The organism is Massilia agri (assembly GCF_024753255.1).
Taxonomy (GTDB): Bacteria; Pseudomonadota; Gammaproteobacteria; order Burkholderiales; family Burkholderiaceae_D; genus Telluria; species Telluria agri.
Window position 1 is genome coordinate 105,907 of the sequence record NZ_JANUHA010000010.1, and the last position, 19,899, is coordinate 125,805.

At 61.7% G+C, this 19,899-nt stretch carries 20 protein-coding genes and 1 pseudogene; 11 read left to right on the forward strand and 10 right to left on the reverse strand.

Features of this window, described 5'->3' with window-relative positions:
- Positions 1-59: 59 nt before the first annotated feature.
- Positions 60-476, reverse strand: coding sequence for a hypothetical protein (locus NX780_RS15295; protein WP_258828734.1), 417 nt, complete (start codon positions 474-476; stop codon positions 60-62).
- 150 nt (positions 477-626) lie between these two features.
- Positions 627-1,463: a hypothetical protein gene (locus tag NX780_RS15300; protein ID WP_258828735.1), complete on the reverse strand. Its 837-nt coding sequence runs from the start codon at positions 1,461-1,463 to the stop codon at positions 627-629.
- 129 nt (positions 1,464-1,592) lie between these two features.
- Between NX780_RS15300 and NX780_RS15305 the strand changes: the two genes are divergently transcribed.
- The 8 genes and pseudogenes from NX780_RS15305 to NX780_RS15340 all read left to right on the forward strand — a co-directional run bounded on the left by NX780_RS15305 (position 1,593) and on the right by NX780_RS15340 (position 8,708).
- Entirely contained in the window at positions 1,593-1,985 is a 393-nt protein-coding gene (locus tag NX780_RS15305; protein WP_258828736.1) for a VOC family protein, read from the forward strand.
- Between the two features lie 213 nt (positions 1,986-2,198).
- The gene (locus tag NX780_RS15310) at positions 2,199-2,453 is read left to right on the forward strand and encodes a XapX domain-containing protein (RefSeq protein ID WP_258828737.1); all 255 of its coding nucleotides are present in this window, start codon (positions 2,199-2,201) and stop codon (positions 2,451-2,453) included.
- Between the two features lie 61 nt (positions 2,454-2,514).
- The gene (locus NX780_RS15315) at positions 2,515-3,207 is read left to right on the forward strand and encodes a hydrolase (protein ID WP_258828738.1); all 693 of its coding nucleotides are present in this window, start codon (positions 2,515-2,517) and stop codon (positions 3,205-3,207) included.
- 69 nt (positions 3,208-3,276) lie between these two features.
- Positions 3,277-5,151 (forward strand): amidohydrolase, encoded by a 1,875-nt coding sequence (locus NX780_RS15320; protein ID WP_258828739.1) that lies wholly within the window; start codon positions 3,277-3,279, stop codon positions 5,149-5,151.
- A gap of 10 nt (positions 5,152-5,161) precedes the next feature.
- A complete protein-coding gene (locus NX780_RS15325; protein WP_258828740.1) occupies positions 5,162-5,842 on the forward strand; it encodes a YoaK family protein in 681 nt (226 codons plus the stop codon).
- Positions 5,843-5,850: 8 nt separating this feature from the next.
- A pseudogene (locus NX780_RS15330) lies at positions 5,851-6,030 on the forward strand (TMEM175 family protein); the annotation flags it as partial.
- 40 nt (positions 6,031-6,070) lie between these two features.
- Positions 6,071-7,777, forward strand: a complete 1,707-nt coding sequence (locus NX780_RS15335; RefSeq protein ID WP_258828741.1) for a recombinase family protein — start codon at positions 6,071-6,073, stop codon at positions 7,775-7,777.
- Between the two features lie 514 nt (positions 7,778-8,291).
- On the forward strand, positions 8,292-8,708 hold the full coding sequence (locus NX780_RS15340; RefSeq protein ID WP_258828742.1) for a response regulator: 417 nt from the start codon (positions 8,292-8,294) through the stop codon (positions 8,706-8,708).
- A 269-nt stretch (positions 8,709-8,977) separates the two neighbouring features.
- On the opposite strand, the gene NX780_RS15345 is transcribed toward NX780_RS15340, so the two are convergent.
- The 4 genes from NX780_RS15345 to NX780_RS15360 all read right to left on the reverse strand — a co-directional run bounded on the left by NX780_RS15345 (position 8,978) and on the right by NX780_RS15360 (position 11,628).
- The gene (locus NX780_RS15345; protein ID WP_258828743.1) at positions 8,978-9,655 is read right to left on the reverse strand and encodes a recombinase family protein; all 678 of its coding nucleotides are present in this window, start codon (positions 9,653-9,655) and stop codon (positions 8,978-8,980) included.
- Positions 9,618-10,727 carry a hypothetical protein gene (locus tag NX780_RS15350; RefSeq protein WP_258828744.1) on the reverse strand — a complete coding sequence of 370 codons (1,110 nt, stop codon included), beginning with the start codon at positions 10,725-10,727 and terminating at the stop codon, positions 9,618-9,620. Before NX780_RS15350 ends, NX780_RS15345 begins: the two co-directional genes overlap by 38 nt.
- A gap of 168 nt (positions 10,728-10,895) precedes the next feature.
- Positions 10,896-11,033: a hypothetical protein gene (locus NX780_RS15355; RefSeq protein WP_258828745.1), complete on the reverse strand. Its 138-nt coding sequence runs from the start codon at positions 11,031-11,033 to the stop codon at positions 10,896-10,898.
- A 214-nt stretch (positions 11,034-11,247) separates the two neighbouring features.
- Positions 11,248-11,628 carry a hypothetical protein gene (locus NX780_RS15360; RefSeq protein WP_258828746.1) on the reverse strand — a complete coding sequence of 127 codons (381 nt, stop codon included), beginning with the start codon at positions 11,626-11,628 and terminating at the stop codon, positions 11,248-11,250.
- Between the two features lie 1,057 nt (positions 11,629-12,685).
- Between NX780_RS15360 and NX780_RS15365 the strand changes: the two genes are divergently transcribed.
- Complete coding sequence (locus NX780_RS15365; RefSeq protein ID WP_258828807.1) at positions 12,686-13,060, forward strand: TMEM175 family protein; 375 nt, start codon at positions 12,686-12,688, stop codon at positions 13,058-13,060.
- A gap of 75 nt (positions 13,061-13,135) precedes the next feature.
- Entirely contained in the window at positions 13,136-13,891 is a 756-nt protein-coding gene (locus NX780_RS15370) for a TerC family protein (protein WP_258828747.1), read from the forward strand.
- Here the strand turns inward: NX780_RS15370 and NX780_RS15375 are convergent.
- Positions 13,888-14,559, reverse strand: coding sequence for a PEP-CTERM sorting domain-containing protein (locus NX780_RS15375; protein ID WP_258828748.1), 672 nt, complete (start codon positions 14,557-14,559; stop codon positions 13,888-13,890). The two genes, NX780_RS15370 and NX780_RS15375, sit on opposite strands and share 4 nt — an antisense overlap.
- Before the next feature lie 177 nt (positions 14,560-14,736).
- Here NX780_RS15375 and NX780_RS15380 point away from each other — a divergent pair, with 177 nt between their 5' ends.
- Positions 14,737-15,426 carry a PEP-CTERM sorting domain-containing protein gene (locus NX780_RS15380; RefSeq protein WP_258828749.1) on the forward strand — a complete coding sequence of 230 codons (690 nt, stop codon included), beginning with the start codon at positions 14,737-14,739 and terminating at the stop codon, positions 15,424-15,426.
- Between the two features lie 84 nt (positions 15,427-15,510).
- Here NX780_RS15380 and NX780_RS15385 read toward each other — a convergent pair whose 3' ends face one another.
- Genes NX780_RS15385 through NX780_RS15395 form a run of 3 tightly spaced genes read right to left on the reverse strand, consistent with a single transcriptional unit; the run spans position 15,511 to position 19,841 of the window.
- A complete protein-coding gene (locus NX780_RS15385; RefSeq protein WP_258828750.1) occupies positions 15,511-17,109 on the reverse strand; it encodes a mechanosensitive ion channel family protein in 1,599 nt (532 codons plus the stop codon).
- A gap of 26 nt (positions 17,110-17,135) precedes the next feature.
- Positions 17,136-18,884 carry a cation:proton antiporter domain-containing protein gene (locus NX780_RS15390; RefSeq protein WP_258828751.1) on the reverse strand — a complete coding sequence of 583 codons (1,749 nt, stop codon included), beginning with the start codon at positions 18,882-18,884 and terminating at the stop codon, positions 17,136-17,138.
- A 60-nt stretch (positions 18,885-18,944) separates the two neighbouring features.
- A complete protein-coding gene (locus NX780_RS15395) occupies positions 18,945-19,841 on the reverse strand; it encodes an MORN repeat-containing protein (RefSeq protein ID WP_258828752.1) in 897 nt (298 codons plus the stop codon).
- Between the last annotated feature and the right edge of the window lie 58 nt (positions 19,842-19,899).

The window sequence follows — 19,899 nt, forward strand, 5'->3', positions numbered from 1 at the left end:
GGCTGCGCAGTGTATAGAAAACATCAGGGAATAAATACGCGGACTTTCACAGCCGTCTTTCAGGGGCCATGCGCGCGCGCCACGGCCGCGGTAATGGCCTCGCAATGGGCTGCGGAGACCAGGCCGCCTTCGCGCAGGGGCTGGCCGCCATGTTCCCGGGCTTCTTCCGCGGACGCGAAGCGTATCAAGAGCCGAAGCGGCTGCCGCGACAGCGCTTCGATCGTGAAGCCCGGCATGCCGCGCTCCTTCATCAGGCTGCAGCCGGCGCGCAGCATGAACATCGATTTGCCCAGTACGCTGCCGCTCGGGTAGCGCAGTTCCACCGTCGATGTACGGTCGTCGCGGGCGACTTCCTGGAATACCATCGCCGGCTGGCCCGCCGCATCGGCCTGCATGCGAAACAGGGACGATTCCTGCGCTTGGGCGGAGCGGGCGGACAGGCACAACAAGGCGATGCAGAGAAGCCGTGTGTTCATGTGAAGGCGATCGATGGTTGCGAAACTGCGCCGTTGCTGCCGGCGCCGGCGCATATTCCCATTCGCCTTCCTGCGCCACAAGGCCTCGCGCCAATGGCCGAGCTGGCGCTACTCCGGGGGGCGGATCATGCTACTTTCGCGGACGCCGGTCTACAGGGGTAGCGCGTTGGCGGACTTGCCGAACAGGCGGCATGCCATCTTGCGCTCCGCATCGCCCACCGAATACTCCTTCAGCGGAATCATGGGGCAGCTCGCCGCCCCCTTGGCCCGACACGTACCGCGTTCGACGCCGGTCGGGCGGTGAACAATCTGTTCGAGCTGTGCGGACTGCGGCTTCGCGCAATCGACCTCTTTCAAGGTCATCCAGTATTCGCCGGTCGGCACACCGGGGTCAGGCTGCCTGCCGACCGTGTCCTTCTGGGTATGGAAGGTCGTGCGGAACCAGGCCCGGACCCGGTTTCCCTTTGCCTGCACTGGCTTGGCGACCATGCTGAACACCAGCAGCATGTCCGTGAATTCCCTGGACGAGCCGACCGGCACCAGCATGTCCGGCGGCGCCGGCCGCGCTTCGGCGCACAGGCGCTTGATGTGCGTCTTGAGCACCGGGCCGTCGTAGCTGTGGTCCTTCTCCTGCGTCGTGAAGTGGTGTTCGGCTTCGATCACCCCCGGCAGGTTCGCGATGCTGTGACGCTCGATGGCCGCGAAATCGGCGGTCTCCGATGCCATGCTGGTATAGGCGAAGTTGTCGGTCATCCAGCTTCCGTCGCAGGCCAGCAGGTGATGGCCCGCGGATATCTCCCGGCTGCCCGTGAAATGGGTGAGCACGCGCACCATCGCGGCATTGCCGATCCGGATGGCCGGCTCCTTGCCCAGCACGAAGTGGTTGCCGTCCCGCTTGCTCAAGGTGATGTAGTCGGCGGCGAAAGAGGCGCCGGCAGCGCAGGCGAGCAGCAGGCCGATTGCCGGCCGCAGGGTGTGCATGGTCATCGATGATTTCCTTCCTGGGCGATGGTGGTGAGCCTTGTCTTGCCAGATGTGCAATCGCGACAGTAAGCTGGCTGCTCGCGCACTGTCCATGCAACATGGCTATTCTCTGGCCCATTCGAGGAGCGTCCCGTGATTTCGCATATTTTTATCGGCGTCAAAGACTTCGACCGGGCTTATCGCTTCTATGCGGAGCTGATGGCGCTGCTCGGCAATTCCCCGCGTTTCTGCGACCGCGAGCGGCCGTGGGCCGGCTGGCAATCGCATCCGGAACCGCGTCCGCTGTTCCTGATCGGCGCGCCCCATGACGGCGCCCCGCACGCAGCCGGCAATGGGCAGATGGTCGCCCTCCAGGCCGGCAGCCGTGCCGTGGTGATTGAAGCCTGGCGCCTGGCCCTCGCGCACGGCGGCACGGACGAGGGCGAACCCGGCCTGCGACCGGCTTACCACCCGCATTACTACGGCGCCTATTTCCGCGACCCCGACGGCAACAAGCTCTGCGTCGTCTGCCACGACCCCGAATAGCCCTACTCGGCCCTTCAATCTGTGTTCGAATAATTCGATTGTAGATCTGAAAATTATCCGTTTTTCATCTCTCCCAGAGCCACGCATAATGACTCCATCGCATCGAACACGAAGCGGGAGCGGCAAGGAAGCTACAGAGCCCGCTACCGTCGAACCGTTCGATGATTCTGATTAATCGCGCCAGCGATGGCGCAGCAGAAGGAGGAGCGGACCATGTACCTGATTTCCCTCGGCGCCGGCATCCTGGCCGGCCTGCTCTACGGACTGATCGACGTGCGATCGCCGGCCCCGCCCGCGATCGCCCTGGTCGGCCTGCTGGGCATGCTGGTCGGCGAGCAGATCGTCCCCGTGGCCAAGCGCCTGATCGGCGGCGAGCCGGTCACCCGGGCCTGGTTCGCCGGCGAATGCCAGCCGAAGATCACCGGCCTGCAAGCCAAGCAATCGAACCTAGAGGCCCGCAAGGGCTGAACCGCATCAAACCACACCCGCCGTACGAAAACGGCTCACTTGAAAAACGAAGGAGAACACCATGAACAACGCCAAACTCGAAGTCCTGACCCCGGAAAACTCGCAGCTGATCATCATCGACCACCAGCCGCAGATGGCTTTCGGCGTGCAGTCGATCGACCGCCAGTCCCTGAAGAACAATGTGGTGGGCCTGGCCAAGGCGGCCAAGGTCTTCGGCATCCCGACCATCATCACCACCGTCGAGACCGAATCCTTCTCGGGCCGCACCTACCCGGAAATCCTGGACGTGTTCCCCGACCACCCGATCCTCGAGCGCACCTCGATGAACTCCTGGGACGACCAGAAGGTGCGTGACGCGCTGGCCAGGAACGGCAAGAAGAAGGTCATCGTGGCGGGCCTGTGGACCGAAGTCTGCAACACCACCTTCGCCCTGTGCGCCATGCTCGAAGGCGACTACGAGATCTACATGGTGGCCGACGCTTCGGGCGGCACTTCGAAGGACGCCCACGACTTCGCGATGCAGCGCATGGTGCAGGCCGGCGTGGTCCCGGTGACCTGGCAGCAGGTGCTGCTCGAATGGCAGCGCGACTGGGCGCACCGCGAGACCTATGACGCCGTGATCAAGATCGTCACCGAGCACTCGGGCGCCTACGGCATGGGTGTCGACTACGCCTACACCATGGTGCACAAGGCCCCGGCGCGCAACCAGGGCAAGAACGAAGTGCTGGCCCCCGTCGCCGCACCGGTGCGCTAAGCCCACTGCAATCGAAGGCGGTCCGCTGCGGCGGGCCGCACATCCCCACCCAGGTTCAGGAGTCGTACCATGCAAGCACAGTCCGCCGGCGCCGCGCCGCTCATCCTCATCAACGGCCGTTTCACCACCCTCGACCGCGAGCATCCGAATGCCAGCGCCGTCGCCATCCAGGACGGCAAGTTCCTGGCCGTCGGCGACCTGGAACACGTGATGCGGCACCGACGAGAGGACAGCCAGGTCATCGACCTGAACGGCCGCACCGCGATCCCCGGCCTGAACGACTCCCACCTGCACCTGATCCGCGGTGGACTGAACTACAACCTGGAGCTGCGCTGGGAAGGCGTGCCCTCCCTTAGCGACGCGCTGCGCATGTTGAAGGAGCAGGCGCTGCGTACGCCGAACCCCCAGTGGGTGCGCGTGGTGGGCGGCTGGAACGAATTCCAGTTCGCCGAGAAGCGCATGCCGACGCTGGAAGAGATCAACGCCGCCGCGCCCGACACCCCGGTCTTCATCCTGCACCTGTACGACCGCGCGCTGCTCAACCGCGCCGCGCTGCGGGCCGTCGGCTACACGAAGGACACCCCGAACCCGCCGGGCGGCGAGATCCAGCGCGACGCGGCCGGCAACCCGACCGGCATGCTGATCGCCCGTCCGAATGCGATGATCCTGTACGCGACCCTGGCCAAGGGGCCCAAGCTCCCGTACGACCTGCAGGTGAATTCCACGCGCCAGTTCATGCGCGAACTGAACCGCCTCGGCATCACCAGCGCCATCGATGCGGGCGGCGGTTTCCAGAACTACCCCGAGGACTACTCGGTCATCGAGGAACTCGACCGCAACAACCAGCTCACCATCCGCATCGCCTACAACCTGTTCACCCAGAACAAGGGCGCCGAGCTGGAAGACTTCCAGCGCTGGACCGGCATGGTCACGCCGGGGCAGGGCAGGGACTACTACCGCCACAACGGCGCCGGCGAGATGCTGGTGTTCTCGGCGGCCGACTTCGAGGACTTCCTGGAGCCGCGCCCGGAACTGGCGGCAGGCATGGAGGATGAACTGGAAAAAGTGGTGCGCCACCTGGTGGAGGCCCGCTGGCCCTTCCGCCTGCACGCCACCTACGAGGAATCGATCACCCGCATGCTCGACGTGTTCGAGAAGGTCAACCGCGACATTCCCTTCAATGGCCTGCACTGGATGTTCGACCATTGCGAGACGATCAGCGAGCGCAGTATAGAGCGTGTAAAAGCGCTGGGCGGCGGCATCGCGATCCAGCACCGCATGGCGTTCCAGGGCGAGTACTTCGTCGACCGCTACGGCGCGGACGCCGCACGCGCCACGCCGCCGATCAAGCGCATGCTGGAGACCGGCGTGCCGGTCGGCGCCGGCACCGACGCCACCCGCGTGGCCAGCTACAACCCCTGGACCGCCCTCTACTGGCTGGTGACGGGACGCACGGTCGGCGGCCTGCCGCTGTACGGCGACCATGGCTACCTCCCGCGCGAGACGGCACTCGAACTGTGGACCTCGGGCAGCGCCTGGTTTTCGAACGAGCAGGGACGCAAGGGCCGCATCCAGGAAGGCATGCTGGCCGACCTGGTGGTGCTGTCCGAGGACTTCTTCACCGTGGAGGAAGAGGACATCAAGGCGATCGAATCGGTGCTGACGGTGGTCGGCGGCCAGCTGGTGTATGGCGCAGCCGAGTTCAGCAGCCTGGGCCCGCCGCCGATCCCGGTGCTGCCGGAATGGTCGCCGGTGCAGAAGGTGCCGGGACACTGGCGGCGTGCAGCACCGCAGCAGCAGCCTCTGGCTACCCTCGCCCACCAGTGCAGCGGTCCCTGCGGCGTGCACGCCCACGCGCACGACCGGGCGCGCAAGTCCAGCGTGCCGGTCTCGAATTTCGGCGGATTCTGGGGCGCCCTCGGCTGCAGCTGCTTCGCGTTCTGAGGCCATCGACATGAAGACTGCACAATTTCAGCGTGCCCAGGGCATCGGCATGGGCTTCCTGGCCGGCTATGTCGACACCCTCGGCTTCATCGCCCTGTTCGGCCTCTTCACGGCCCACGTGACCGGCAACTTCGTGCTGATCGCGGTGTCGGCAGCCGACCCGGCGCAGACGCCCTCGCTCCTGAAGCTGCTGGCCTTCCCGGCCTTCATCCTGGGCGTGGCGGCGGCCCGTCTGCTGGTGGCGCGTTGCGAGCGGCGCGCCAGCTCCGCGGTGAAGCCGGTCTACCTCCTCCAGCTGGTGCTGCTGCTGGGCTTCATGGCCTGCGGCATGCTGGCCGAGCCGGTCGGCCGCAGCGCGGGTGGCCTGGCGATGGCGGCCGGCCTGCTGGGCGCCACGGCGATGGGCGCACACAGCGCGGCCAGCAAGCTGCTGCTGACCCATCTCGCGCCGACCTCGATGATGACGGGGAACGTGACCCAGCTCGTGATCGACGCGACCGACTGGCTGCGCGGCGCGGCGGACGGGGCGACCAAGGCGCGCTGCGGCAAGTTCTTCTGGCCGGTGCTGGCCTTCGCCCTCGGCTGCGGGGCGGCCGCTTTTGCCTACCTGGCCTTCGGCTTCGTCGCCCTCGTCGTGCCGGTCGCGGTCCTCTGCCTGCACCTGGCGCTGGCGGAACCGGAGGCGGCATGATCCGGATCATGAGCAAGAACCGCCTGGAGGCTTTCAGCGACGGCGTGATCGCCATCATCATCACGATCATGGTGCTGGAACTGCAGCCGCCCCACGGCACCGCGGTCGAGGACCTGGCAGGCGTGCTGCCCGGCTGGCTGCGCTATGCACTGAGCTTCGTCTATGTCGGCATCTACTGGGTCAACCATCAATGATGGAGTTACCTATGTTCCGTGATATAGTTGAGGTATGGAAAACGTCTACCTTTACATTCGCTACAGTCACGAGAAGCAGGAGAAAGGCTCTAGTGAAGATCGCCAGATGGCGCTGGCCCTCAGCTACTGCCCAACACTCATCAACGATGCCGACCATGTTTATTTTGATAAGGGCAAGAGCGCTTACAAGGGCGAGCATTTGGAGAATGCAGGGGAACTCAAGCGCTTTCACGACGATGTAAAGAGCGGGAAGGTCCGTCCCGGCAGCACGCTACTGGTAGAAGACCTTGACCGCTTGTCACGAGCGGATATGTGGAAGGCGTCTGACTTCTTGCGGGAGCTTACCGGGGCAGGCATAACGGTAGTGACGCTTCGTGATCGAAAGGAGTACAAAGGTACATTGACTTTTCTCGATGCGATTAACAGTCTTCTAAAGCAGGAGCTTGCGCACGATGAGAGCAAGAAGAAGGGCGGGAGGGTAGCGGACAGCTTCGTGAAGCGGTATGCAGCAGCCAGAGCCGGGGAGAAGGTCAAGGTGTTACTCCCCGGTTGGGTAGAGTGGGTCAGCAAGACCAAGTACAAGCTCAAGGAGCCGGAAGCTAACACCGTGAAGGAAATCTTCACTATGGCGGCGAAGGGTTGGAGCTACGCCATGATTGCGAAGAATTTGAATCAGCGGCTCACTCCTCCTTTCCGCGACCGAGGGAAAGGAAAGCTGTGGATTCCCGGTACTGTTTCAGCGCTCATCAAATCGAGAGCCGTTATAGGCGAGTACGCACCGAAGGACGGATTGCCGCCGATACCAAACTACTTCCCCGCTGCCATCACGGAAGGTCTGTTCAATGATGCACAGGGAGCAAGGGCGCTACGTAAGGTGACAGGCGTAACGAGCCAGAGCGAAGACAGGATAAACGTGTGGAGTAAGGTAGGGATGTGTGCTTTCTGCAAGCGTCCACTTCACTGTGTCCCGAAGGGGCGTCACTTGGAACGTTACCTTGTCTGTTCGGGGAAGGTTGGCGGGAAATGTAATGCAAAGAACGTCCCGGCCACTCGATCCGAGGAAGTGTTTTTTGATGTGCTGATGAATGTTGTCAAGTCTGACTACTTTGTGGGCGATCAATCACAGGAGCTTTCCGAACTTCGGGCGTTAGCTGGTCAGATTGACACTGCACAGGTACAGAAGCAGCGCTTGGAAAAGGTGTTGACGATCAGTGATGACCTTGAGGAAGTCGTGACCGCCATCAGGAAGGTCAAAGCTGACATTGCCCGACTGACCGCAGAGAAGCAGGAGAAGGAATCGAAGCTGCTTGAACGGGAGACAGTACAGCGTAGTAGAGCGTCCATACGAGCTAAGATCGACTTGGAAAGCCGGGATGGACGTATCGAGGCCAATTCGTTGTTGAAGGGCTTGGGCGTTATCGTAGAGATTGGGCGTGGTACTGGTGGCGTCAGCTACACCGTGTATCAAGGCGAGCAAAGAGCGAAGCTCCTAACCTTCCACGATAACGGTGAGAACATCTGGAATGCTACATACGATAAGGATGTGGCCGTACGCATCCATGAACTTGACGATACGCTTTGGCCTGAGCTTTCAATTGATCGGCCATTCGGCCAGAGGAAGCAGGAAGTACGGAAGCCTTCTACCGGACCTGTTCCCAACTGGAACCAGTATGACGGGCCATTCCCTGACAACGACTACGAAGACGAGTACACGCCTACCGGGACCGATTCCGAAGCCTGAAATCTTCTGAAAATTTTTCTGAGGGTATGGCCTGTCTGGGGATGGGCCAACGATCCCTAGGAATGATATCAAGCCGGGGCGAGGGCTTTGCTTGACCGGCTAGGGCGGCTTTTGTCAAGAGAGCTACGCCATCCTAAAATATCAACGGGGCATTCTGAACCCTCAAAGGCTCAGGAAGGGCATCAGGAGGCTCTACAGGCGCTTTAACGGATGAGTTGAGGGAATCATGCCAACTCAATCCAGAGCCGCTCATATCGCCTCTAATCGCTGCTAGTCTTCCAGACGGGCCAGCAGGTTGGCTACCGTAGTCTAATGCCATGTTCCACCAGCGATTGCCACGCTACGATCAGACTGGCTGCATAGTTCTTTGATAATTACTTGCATCCGAACTCGTAGTCAGGCGAATCCTTGTTCAGGCTGGGAATCACAGGAGCGGTAAGATTGGCTGAGAACTGAACAATACAGTGAGGCGTGTTGCATCGCGTTCAACTCCGCTAAGTGGTATCATAATTGAATGAAAAAGAAGCTACTTCTGGTTGAGGATTCAATACATGATGCTGGCTTCACCAAGCACGCGTTGCAGGCTTGCGGCTTGGAAAACGCGGTAGTGCACGCGGTTGATGGCGCAGAAGGTTTGCAAGTTCTTCTTGACGATCCGGCCATTGCCCTTGTTCTGCTTGACCTGAAGCTACCGAAGGTAGACGGTTTTGAATTCCTGAAGATCATCCGGCACGATCCCCGATTCGTGGCGTTGCCAGTTATCGTCGTAACAACCTCTTCAATTGTTGCTGATCGAACGCGGGCCGAACTATTAGGCGCAAACGGGTTTGTCACAAAGGCGTTTGACCTGAACGAGTTCAACGCATTAATCGCTGCCGCTGTAGGGCCATACGCAAGCATGCTAGCGAGTGATGCCGCGACCATAGGTTGAAGGTTTGCTCACTCTCAGTGATAGGGAGCGGCCAAGCGGGAGAGCGAAGCCGGGAGGGGCGAGGTGGCTATACCGTAGAGAACGGCTCAGAACGCCTCTAATCGCGTCACAGGGGCATATCTGCCTGAGATTCATTCAAGGCTGAATGCCCCTAGCATCATCAAAGGCTCAGGAAGGGCATTGGAAAGCTCTACAGGCGCTTTAACGGATGAGTTGAGGGATTCATGCCATCCGAGGCGATGAGGTCGCTACGGGCCTCTAATCCCTTCCTATGCGGCCTTCGCAAGCAAGCGTGAAATGGTGGACTTGTGCCAGCTACCGCCATTGAACGTAGCAACGTTGCGTTCGTTCAGGTCTGTGGCAATCTGATCCAAGGTCATGTTCTGCGCCTTCAACTTCTGAATCTCAGGAATCATCTTTGCTGCAAAGTCTGCGGCCTTCATGGCGTTGGTGGCGTTCGCCTTAGCCCTTGCCGCTACGATGGCTTGCGGGTCTTTGTGCAAAACTGCACCGAGCAGTTCGCCGCGTGCCTTCTTCGCTGCTAATGCGTCCTTGGTGCGTTGGCCGATCATGCGGCGCTCCTGCTCGCCTAATGCTGCATAAATGTGAAGCGTGAAGGGGTCAACGTTAGGGCCGTACTGGGCAACGATGAACGGTACGCGTTGAGCCATGAGGCCGGAAATGAATGCTACCTCTCGGGACAGTCGGCAAAGCTTCGACACGATCACTGGTGCTTTGAGTTTCCGAGCTTGAGCTAAGGCGGCTTTCAGTTGCGCACGGTCTTCAATCCCAAGCTTTGCACTAGCCACTTCCGCGAATACACCGGCAACGGTGAAGCCTTCGGCCTCCGCAAACTTGTCCAGTGCTGCACGTTGCGCTTCCATGCCCAAGCCGCTCTTACCTTGCTCCTTAGTCGATGCTCTGATGTAGAAAACGGCTGGCTTCATGGTAGTCATCCTGTTGAGTGCGTGTCGTTGCGATGATTATACGACCGTTTAGTGGTCGCAACAAGGCCCGATCTCGACTGAATTTCGCTACTGTCCCCTGTCGGGAGCCGACCGGGAGGGAGGTAACTACCCTATCGACCTTACTAGGCTTCTCCCTGCCAAGGTGAGCGTCAATCTCCGCGTATGTACGTTGGGCTGGCGCTGGATGCTGGGAGGCGTACTGGTGGAATCCGTACACTTCGTCTAGTTCGTACCTTACCTGAGCCGGGGTGCGTGGAATTCCTTTAGAAAGGAGGTAGAGCCGGAGGGCTTCGACATCGAGGCCAGCATCTACAGCTTCCTCATAGCGAGTTCCTACATATCGTTCTGCTGGGGTCAATTCATCTCCTTTGGTCTCTGTTATCGGGGCTACTATTTCCTCTGCTGCTGGAAGGGCAGCAGGAAGGAGGGGGTTCTTACGCTTACGAGTTGGACGGGAGGAGGGGAAGATTTGTCCGTCTGCTTCCTCTTCCGTAGGTTTGCTACGGGCCTTGTAGTTGTACGTGAGCCAAGTCAGGGCATCAGCCAAACGCTTACGGCCTAGCTCCGTCTCCCTGTTCCCCGGCCCTTGGTACGGTAGCGCCATGTACGTGTTGTTGCCGTGGATTCCTAGATCATCCTTCGGGCTAAAGATGGAGAAGTTGACTCCATGCTTTGCGCAGAGTTGGGCTACCTGTCCGTCATCGAACTGGTTAAACAGCTTCGCTACCTTGATACCGTAGGCATCAATGACCATGAATACGTGGAGGTGATCGACCTTCGTCCTATCGGCAGTTTCACGAGCAGCGAACCATTCACAGTTAATACCGGCTCTGTCTGCCATCTGCACCAGAGCTTTAAGCATCTTCATCTGCTGGCGATGAGATTTACCTTCGAAGCATAGGTGGTACAGACGAGGTTCTTTAGCAGTTTGGAGGAATTGGAGGATCGTAAGGACAGCGTTACGGTATGCTCTTTTCCCTTTCTTATGCCATCCATTGTTACCGTTACGATTGACGATGATGGAGGGATATTCGATTGATGCCTTAGGCATGGATGATTCCTTTTGTTAGATAGACTTATGTCTATGGATAGTTCTGTCAATAGCTTATATACTCCTTAAAGATATAGACTATTGTAACGGTGATCGCTTTCCTCTTTAAAATCAGTAGGTTAAAGCGATTTCTCTATAAATCGTAATAGAGTTTTGAGGCTAAAACGTTCAGAGCGCCTTGGCTGAAATCGTCGCGTTGTCGATCAATCGACCGATGATCGTTGAAACTCTGGCGTTATTCAGCGCTGCGAGAGCACGCAAGTTTTTCCACTGGCTAGCCGTGAGGTATACAAGCTGGGATTCCATTACGGTTCCAGAATCAAAGGTGCAACGGAGGCGGCGAGTGCCGGGAACGGGTTCTTTCTTGACAATCATATTGTTCTTTCGATATTGGTTTAGGAGCGGCAGACGTACAAATAGCTATGGCCCTCACTGGGGCTACGTCTGCGGTTCAGGTTGTTGTACTACAGGGGCCAGAGGTGGCCTTGATGCGCTTCCCAGCCGGGAAGGCGGGAGGGACTTACTGCGACAGTGCGGCGATGGCTGCGGCTGCTTCTGCTTCGATCTGAGCGATCTTACGGGCGTTCTCTGCCTTCAATGCTGCAATCTGTTTCGCTGCTGCGGCTTGTTTTTCTTCCTCGACAATACGACGAGCTTCTTCCTTGATAGCCTTTTGGCGGTCGGCTTCTTCCTGTTCTGCACCGATTCGCACCGTTTCTTTTGCACGCTCGACAAGGTATTCAACAGGCGTACCAAGGTGCATGTCAAAGAATGCCATACCGTTTGGGAACACTTGGATTGGCGAGTCGCTAAAAATGTAACCTTGACGGGCCAGATAAGCAGCTTGATTAAAAGCCTCGTGGCAAATTGCACCGATTCGCACAGAGAAAGGCTTGCGCATTACTGGTGCATCCGGAGTAGTCGCTACTGGTCCGTCTGTCCGTTGTGTTTCTTTTGTAGCTCTTGTCATATTTTAGTTTCCTTTGTTGATGTCATTTGTTTTCAGATAGGCGCTTAGCCGATGCCTGTTCCATTCCATACCAGCGGGAGTAGTGAAATGTTGAGAGTTCAACGCGTCTGCAATAGTTCGCAGCGTACTGTACTCACGTAGAACGCGACAGATGGAATTCACCTGCTCATAGTATTCCGGCGATTTAAGTCGTCCGCCGAATTGTGGACGAGCGTTTTCGACACGCATAGGTAATCCCTCCATAGGAACTGGATAAATTTACATTGTGTGGGAATTGATATTGCGTGGAGACAGAATGCTTCGGTTACAGCTCTCCACAGACCTCTACTTTACCATACAATCCTAAAATTACAACTTGACAAATCATGGATTGACATTTAAATCAAGGGGTAACGCGGAACTATTTTGTAACAGAATGTAACTTTGCGATGACTGCAAAAGCGGCAGGTATCTACCAGTGGAGGAATGCCGGAACTCATGAGGTTTCGCACGCTTTTTCTGCTTGCGAAAGAAGAAGGAGCGTGTGTTCGTGGTAAGCAAAAGTAGGTAGAACGGGGATAATTTTTCGTGCAGGAAACGTCTGTAGGCTGCTGTAGCTAGCTATAGAGAAGTAGTCGCAGAGCTAGGAGATTCGCACCGTTGAGGAGGGATGAGACCCAACACTTCCCAGATCACGTGCGCGTCGAATCCATACTCTTCAAGGAATCGCATCGCGTACAAAATCCCATGCGTACGCCTGAGCTGTATAGCTGCACCAAGCAGTCTAGCGTTACGAAACTCGTCCGAGGTTGGAAGGGTAGTCATAGTTTGATTGTGACTATGTGTTTCTCAATCTACCTTGATCTAGGTCAAATCGTCAACATCAATAAGCGTTCTTCACAGCACTCTATTACGATGGATTGTTCTTGCTGCGCTTGTGGATGCGTTCTATCCGACGCATATAGACAGGCTCTACAGGAAAGTACTATCGTTGTGTAGGTAACTTCAAATTTGGGGGAACCACCACGCGCTGCTGGACCGGGTGGCCAAGGTGGACGGCGCCGCCCTGTGGGCCAACCTGCACCTGCTGTTCTGGATGTCCCTGATTCCCTGGGTGACGGCATGGGCCGGCGAGCATCCGATGGCACCGGCGCCGGTTGCGATGTATGGCGTCGTGCTGCTGCTTTGCTCGATCTCCTTCATGCTGCTGTCCTGGCGCCTGGAAGGCGAGGGCGCCGGCCGCGCGATGGCCTGGGGCAGCCGCAAGAACCGCCTGTCGATCGTGCTGTACGCGCTGGCGATTGGCGTCTCGCTGTTCTATCCGCCGCTCGGCTCCGCGATCCACGTGGCGCTGGCTTTCGTGTGGCTGGTGCCGGCGCGCTGACCGGGCTTCAAACGGACGTGCTCGGCTAGATTAGCGTTCATGTAATACTGCGGCTTTCGACACGAGGAGGCCGGCATGGAACTGCTGATGGACCCGAACGTCTGGATCGCTTTCGCGATGCTGAGCGCACTGGAAATCGTGCTCGGCGTCGACAACATCATCTTCATTTCCATCCTGGTCGGCCGCCTGCCGCCGGAGATGCGCGACAAGGCGCGCCGCATGGGACTGGGCTTCGCGATGGTGTCGCGCCTTCTGCTGCTGTTTTCGCTCAGCTGGGTGATGGGCCTGACGGCCGACCTGTTCCACGTGGTGGGGCAGGGCATCAGCGGGCGCGACCTGGTGCTGCTGTTCGGCGGCCTGTTCCTGCTCTACAAGGCCTCGCACGAGATCTTCGTGGAGGTCGAAGCCAAGGACCAGGCAGGGCCACAGGACATCACGGGCAAGGACGCCGCCAATGCCGCCAGCAAGAAGCTATTCTGGAGCATCATCGGCCAGATCGCGGTGATCGACATCGTGTTCTCGCTCGATTCCGTCATCACGGCGGTCGGCATGGTCGACCACATCAGCGTGATGGTGGCCGCGGTGATCTTCTCGGTGCTGGTGATGCTCATTGCCGCCAAGCCGATCGGCGACTTCGTCGACCGCCACCCGTCCGTAAAGGTGCTGGCGCTGGCCTTCCTCGTCATGGTCGGCATGGCGCTCACGGCGGAGGCCTTCGAGGCCCACGTACCGAAGGGCTACATCTATGCCGCGATGGCCTTCTCGCTGGTAGTCGAAGCGCTCAACATCCGCGCGCGCAACAAGCGCAAGGCGCTGCTGCCGCGTATCTAGGCCGGCCGCCTTGGGCGCCGTAGCCGGGCTGCGGCGCACAGCATGGCCAGGCCGGCGCACAGCCCGACCAGCATGGACGGCTCCGGCACGGCGCTGACGATCGCGACCTCGAACCGATCGGCAGTGCCGCTCAGCTGCCCGACGACGTCCCCGTATTCGTAGACGCGCAGCTCGACCAGCGCCCTTTGCGGATCGAAGACCACGAAGTCCTGCGCGCTGAAGTCGAAGGCGCCGGGATAGCTGCCGGCAGGCACAGCGAAAGACAGCATCCCCTCGATCCCGAACACGCTGACATTCATGGGCCAGCTCATCGAATGGCGGTAGACGTCTTCATCCCCCAGGCTGGACGCGATGGAGACCCAGCCCATGGCGTCGGCAATGGAGAAGGTATGGCGGATGCCGCGAAACAGCAGGGTGACTTCCGTCGCGCCCCAGCTGTTGAGGTCGGCCCCTCCCGCGCTGGAGGCGATGTCGGTGGCGGGCAGGGTGGACGTGAAGCTCAGCTCATACTCGTCCGATCCGGGCGGCAACTGCAGCGCGCGTTCGACCTGTCCGGTCGGGGTCATGGTGCCGCTGCTGCGCGTGGTCACGGTCACGGTATTCGCCGCGCCGGCGTGCAGGGGAAGGAGGAGCAGGGCAAACAGCAGGGTCAGGATGCGGCGTTGCATGGCGCACCTCGCGCGGGAAGGGATGCGGCCAGTATAGCGAGGCGGCCGGGACGGGCGCAGCCCCTGTCTGCCGTGCGCAACGCGGCAGTAGCGGACTGAAGCAATCGTGCGAGCCCGGCGCCAGGGAGCCGGTAGCATCGGTCGCTTCACGCTGGACCAACCATGGAGGAAAGCCCGATGCTTGCACACACCAAACGCGCCTGCCTGCTGCTGCTTTCGATGCCCGCTCTTGCGCTGGCGAACCCGATCGTCGTCACGACGCACTCCACCGGCATGACGTCGATGGTGAACGCGGACTTGAAGGAGGTGCCGTACGACATCACCATCACGTCCACTTTCGATTCGACGAAGGTACGCGAGTTCGAGGTGCCTGGCGCGGGCGCGATCGACTATCGCCTGATGAGTACCGAGCAGATCCCGTATGTCGTCGAACTCACGATAGGCGGAGAAAAATTCCGTTACGAAGGCATGGGTAGTGGTTCCCTCTTTCACGTTGTCCCGGACACGGCCGGCATGCTGGAGAGCTACGAGCATGAACTGCGCATCGATTATCCGGGCGGAGCGTACGCGCGTTACTCGGTGACCGGACGGGGGGCTGCGGGGAGCTTCGGCGCGGGCGGCCTGCTTGCCACGCGCAATATCGAAGGCAGCGCCGGGTTCACGAGTAGTTTCGACAAGTCGACAGGCGGCGGGGGCGGCGGCATCAACTATACATTCGGCGACGGCGGCCCGTCCACGTTCTCCCTGCAAGTGAGCCCGGTTCCCGAGCCCGCGTCCTACGCCCTGCTGATCGGAGGCATGCTGGTGCTCGGCCTGCGGCGAAAGGCACTCGGCACGCACACCTTCGGTGTCAGGTCTGACAATTAGACACGAGCTCTGCTGTTGCGGCCATGCATCCAGTTGAGCTTGTGTCCGAATGTCAGACCTGACACCCAGGGGTGGGATTGTCGGTCAGTCGTCGCCCTTCCTCAGGCTGAGTGGCGCGGGGCCTTCGTCGGGTGAGAACACAATGGTCTGGGCCGGGAAGGCGAGGCCGATGCCGGCCGCTTCGAGCCGTTCGACGATCGCCAGCAGCAGCTCTTCGCGCACGATGACGTTGGCGTCGAAGTCGCGCACTTCGATGTACGAGAACACCTCGACGTTGAAGGCGCGCTCGGTGATCTTCGCCAGGTTGGCGCGGGCGCCCTCGGCGATCTTCTCGTGGCCGCGCAGTACCTCGCGGATGATGGCGATGCCTTCCTTCAGCTTCGCCGAGGAGACGCGGTAGTCGAGCGCGATGACGGGGTTGAACAGGAAGCGCTCGCGCGCGGCGAAGTTCTCGATCTGGCGCGCCGACAGGTCGCCGTTCGGAATCGTGACCACGGTGCGTTCGAGGGTACGGATGCGGGTCGAGCGGATGCCGACGTCCTCCACCGTGCCGAGCAGCTCGCCGACCTTGACGAAGTCGCCCACCTGGGCCGGGCGGTCGGCGATCACGGTGACGCTGCCCACCAGGTTCTCCACCGTCTTCTGCGCGCCCAGGGCCAGCGCGATGCCGCCGATGCCCAGGGCCGCGATCCCCGTGGTCACGTCGATGCCGAAGGTGTCGAGGATGCCGATGCCGGAAAACAGCAGGAGCAGCACCTTGGCCGTGCGCCGCAGCAGGGTGATGACGGAGACCACCTGGCGGCGCTGGCGCTTCTGCATGCGCGCGATCGCCAGTTCGGCGATGGCGTCGACCAGGCGCAGGCCGAACCAGACCAGGGCGACGACGGAGACGATGCCGGTATAGCGCAGCAGGGTCTGGCGCGCCACGATGGCGACCGGCAGCCTTTCGGCCAGCGCGAAGAACAGGCCCACCGCAAGGAGCAGGCTGGCCGGCGGCAGGGCGGCCTCCAGGAAGCGGTACAGGCCGTTCGATGCGGGATCCGCGACCAGGCGGCGCGTGCCGGCCACGACCAGCAGGGCGACCATCCACAGGCCGCCGAAGATCACCACGCCCAGCCCCACCAGCAGGGCCCAGTCCTTCAGCGGCGCGCCGGCGATCACCAGGCCGTCTTCCTCGCTGTCCGCCGCGCTGCTGCGCCGGGTGGCGATCGCCACCTGCTCGACCGTCGCCGGCGCCACGCGCCAGATCTGGCGCCCGTCCTCCTCGGCGCGCGCCAGCAGCACCGGCACCTTCTTGCCCTGCACCGTGATCTGGCCGACGTATTCCTGGTCGACCGGCAGCTCGTCGTCGATGCGGCCGATCGCCTCGTTCGACAGCACGGCATAGGGCTGCAGCGAGCCGCCGTTGTCCAGCAGCGACTGGAAGCTGCGCGCCCGCGCGGCGGCGGTGACGCGCTGGCGATTGCTGTTGGCGGGCGTGTCGAAATACTGGGCGGCGCGGTCGTAGTCGTGCTCGGCCAGCGCCCCGATCAGGCCCGAGATCGTCGAGCGCGGGGTTTCGCGGCCCAGCGGGTCGGGCAGGACGGCCGGCGCGGGCGGCGGCGTGAGTTTCGGGATGGGGGAGGCCGCCGCCGGGGCGGCCAAATTCAGGAACAGGACCAGGGCAATCAACAACGAACGCATGCGCGACACTTCCTTCCAATGAGATTTCAGGCTTTCGCTTCCGGCTCCAGCAGCCGGGCGGTGACCACCGCGCGCTCGTGGTCGACGATGCCGTCGACCTGGCGCTCGTCCAGTCCCATCGCTTCGAGCACGAAGGCGGACAGCTGCAGGCTCGCTTCCAGGGTTTCCGGCACCACCACGCTGGCGCCGGCCAGGCGCAGGGCGCGCGCATGCTTCTCGTCGCGCGAGCGCACGAACAGCGGCACGTGCGGATATTCGCGGCGAATCCCGCGCACCGCCTGCAGGGCGGAGGCCGGGTGGTCCATGGTCAGCACGATGGCGGGCGCCTCATTCGCGTGCAGGTGGCGCAGCAGCTCCGGGCGCGAGGCGTTGCCGAAGTAGACCGGCTTGCCTTCGGCGTGCAGCTTCGAGACCAGCTTGGCGTCGCACTCGAAGGCGATGAAGGGAATGTGCTGCTCGCCCAGCAGCTTGGCCAGCTGCTGGCCCACGCGGCCGAAGCCGGCGATGATGATGCGCCCGCGCGCCGAGGCCAGTTGCTGCTGGTCCGGGGCGGCGTCCGGCGCCGCACGCCCGGAACGCTCGCCGATCGCGTGTCCCAGCTTGGCCAGCATCGGCGTGATGAAGAGCGTCAGGCCGACCACCAGCATGACCTGGGCGCCGAGGCCTGGCTCCAGCACCCGCGACGTCACGGCATAGCCGATGGCGACGAAGGCGAATTCGCCGCCCTGGCCCAGCAGCAGGCCGCCTTCCACCGCGCGGCTCCAGCTCTGGCCGCCGAGGCGCAGCAGGGCGGCCACCACCAGCGCCTTGATCAGCACCAGGCCCGCGACCAGGGAGGCCAGCAGCAGCGGCGCCTCGAGGATCTGGCGCGTGTCGATGTTCATCCCCACCGTCATGAAGAACAGGCCCATGAGCAGGCCCTTGAAGGGCTCGACCATGAGCTCGACCTCGTGCTTGAACTCTGTTTCGGCCAGCAGCAGGCCGGCGATCAGGGCGCCCAGCGCCATCGACAGGCCGGCCGCCGCCGACAGGCCGGCGATGCCGAAGGTCGACAGCAGGATCAGGGCCATGAAGACGTCCGGCTGGCGGTGCTCGGCGAAGGAGCGGAACAGGCGGTGCACGACGCGCCCGCCGACCAGGTAGATCAGGGCGATCGCGATGGCCGCCTTGGCCAGCGTGGCGAGGGCCAGCATCGCCACGCCGTCGCCGGCGCCGCGGCCCAGGGCCCCGACCAGCAGCAGGATCGGCACCACGGCCAGGTCCTGCAGCATCAGGATCGCGAAAGCGGCCTGGCCCAGGCGGCTGCCGGTGGCCTGCTGCTGGGCCAGCAGCTGCATGACGACGGCGGTGGAAGACAGGGACAGCACCAGGCCGAGGACCACGGCGGACTGGGTGTCGAGGCCATAGAGCAGCAGGGCGCCGCCCAGCAGCGCGGCGCTGGCAAGCACCTGCGCGGTGCCGGCGCCGAACACCCAGCTGCGCATGGCCCACAGGCGCGCGGCCGAGAGCTCGAGGCCGATCATGAACATCAGGAAGAGCACCCCGACTTCCGCCAGCATCGAGATGCCTTCGCCGCGCGGGAAGGTGAGGAAGGCCAGCCAGGGAATGTCGCCCGCCAGCAGCCCCAGGCCGAAGGGACCGACCAGGGTGCCGACGGCGAGGAAGCCGACCACTTGGTTGATGCGCAGGCGCTGGAGCGTGGGAATCAGGATGCCCGAGAGGATCAGGAACAGCAGGATCTCCCGCAGGAAGGGGAAGGCGTGTTGCTCTTGCACGGAAAACGGCCTTTCGTTAACAAACTCCGTGCGATTGTATACCGCCGCTCCCGCGCCTCCCTACCTGACGATGGTCGCGAGATTGACCTTGAAGGGGACCATCATCTGGCAAGGCTGCCCGCCGCAGCGCGCCGGCTTGTATTTCAGCAGGGCCGCGCCGATGCCCGCCATGCGCTTGGCCTCGGGATCGTCGATGCCGCCCGTCGCCGCGGACAGCGCCTTGCCGTCCGCGCCGACCAGCACATAGATCGTGACGTCGCCATTGAGCTGGTAGCGGCTGGTCAGCTTCAGGAGGCCGAGGAAGAGTTCCTGCGGACCGTTCAGGGGGTAGGGCGGCTCGTCGCCGTCGTCGAGCGCCGGGTAGGCGTCCCGAATGACCTGCTTCTGCGCCGGGGTCAAGCCTTCGTAGCCGACGTTCAGCGGCACCGAGGAGGTGACTTCCTTGTCCTTCATGAGCGAACCGGTGCGGTTCGCGCTCGATAAAATCGCGAAACTGGTTTTCTCTCCCGGCTGCGGCTGTACCCGGGGCGCAGCGCCGACCCGCATGCCGTTCACGAAAGTGACGTCGGCCCGGCGGCCGTTGCCCGCGAAGGTCATGATGCCGCGGCCGTCCGGGACACCCGCACGCCAGTTCCCGTCATAGGCGCCGCCAAGCATGAAGGTCATGGCGCCCCGGCCGTCCGGCTTGCCGTTCTTCCACTGACCCTTGTAGCGGTCGCCGTTCGGGAACAGGCCTTCGGCAATGCCTTCGCGTACGCCCATGCGGACCTCGCCTTCGTACTGCATGCCATCGAGGTCCCTGAAGTAGCCCTTGCCGTCGGGGACGCCGTCCTTGACGGTGCCGATATAACTGCCGCCGCCGGGCAGCTTCAGTTGTACTTCGCCGGGTTTGAGCGTGTCCTGGGCCAGGGCGGGAAGGCAGAGGGCAAGGGAAAGCAGGAAGGCGGTGGGTTTCACGGTGGGCGGTTCGAGGAGGGCGGAGCGGCCATTCTCGGCGCAGGGCCGATCGCCCGTC

What these genes read in the sequence shown, in the direction of transcription:
- NX780_RS15295 (WP_258828734.1), bottom strand. Translation starts at nt 476, where the DNA reads ATGAACACACGGCTTCTCTGCATCGCCTTGTTGTGCCTGTCCGCCCGC.
- NX780_RS15300 (WP_258828735.1), bottom strand. Translation starts at nt 1,463, where the DNA reads ATGACCATGCACACCCTGCGGCCGGCAATCGGCCTGCTGCTCGCCTGC.
- NX780_RS15310 (WP_258828737.1), top strand. Translation starts at nt 2,199, where the DNA reads ATGTACCTGATTTCCCTCGGCGCCGGCATCCTGGCCGGCCTGCTCTAC.
- NX780_RS15315 (WP_258828738.1), top strand. Translation starts at nt 2,515, where the DNA reads ATGAACAACGCCAAACTCGAAGTCCTGACCCCGGAAAACTCGCAGCTG.
- NX780_RS15320 (WP_258828739.1), top strand. Translation starts at nt 3,277, where the DNA reads ATGCAAGCACAGTCCGCCGGCGCCGCGCCGCTCATCCTCATCAACGGC.
- NX780_RS15325 (WP_258828740.1), top strand. Translation starts at nt 5,162, where the DNA reads ATGAAGACTGCACAATTTCAGCGTGCCCAGGGCATCGGCATGGGCTTC.
- NX780_RS15335 (WP_258828741.1), top strand. Translation starts at nt 6,071, where the DNA reads ATGGAAAACGTCTACCTTTACATTCGCTACAGTCACGAGAAGCAGGAG.
- NX780_RS15340 (WP_258828742.1), top strand. Translation starts at nt 8,292, where the DNA reads ATGAAAAAGAAGCTACTTCTGGTTGAGGATTCAATACATGATGCTGGC.
- NX780_RS15345 (WP_258828743.1), bottom strand. Translation starts at nt 9,655, where the DNA reads ATGAAGCCAGCCGTTTTCTACATCAGAGCATCGACTAAGGAGCAAGGT.
- NX780_RS15350 (WP_258828744.1), bottom strand. Translation starts at nt 10,727, where the DNA reads ATGCCTAAGGCATCAATCGAATATCCCTCCATCATCGTCAATCGTAAC.
- NX780_RS15355 (WP_258828745.1), bottom strand. Translation starts at nt 11,033, where the DNA reads ATGGAATCCCAGCTTGTATACCTCACGGCTAGCCAGTGGAAAAACTTG.
- NX780_RS15360 (WP_258828746.1), bottom strand. Translation starts at nt 11,628, where the DNA reads ATGCGCAAGCCTTTCTCTGTGCGAATCGGTGCAATTTGCCACGAGGCT.
- NX780_RS15370 (WP_258828747.1), top strand. Translation starts at nt 13,136, where the DNA reads ATGGAACTGCTGATGGACCCGAACGTCTGGATCGCTTTCGCGATGCTG.
- NX780_RS15375 (WP_258828748.1), bottom strand. Translation starts at nt 14,559, where the DNA reads ATGCAACGCCGCATCCTGACCCTGCTGTTTGCCCTGCTCCTCCTTCCC.
- NX780_RS15380 (WP_258828749.1), top strand. Translation starts at nt 14,737, where the DNA reads ATGCTTGCACACACCAAACGCGCCTGCCTGCTGCTGCTTTCGATGCCC.
- NX780_RS15385 (WP_258828750.1), bottom strand. Translation starts at nt 17,109, where the DNA reads ATGCGTTCGTTGTTGATTGCCCTGGTCCTGTTCCTGAATTTGGCCGCC.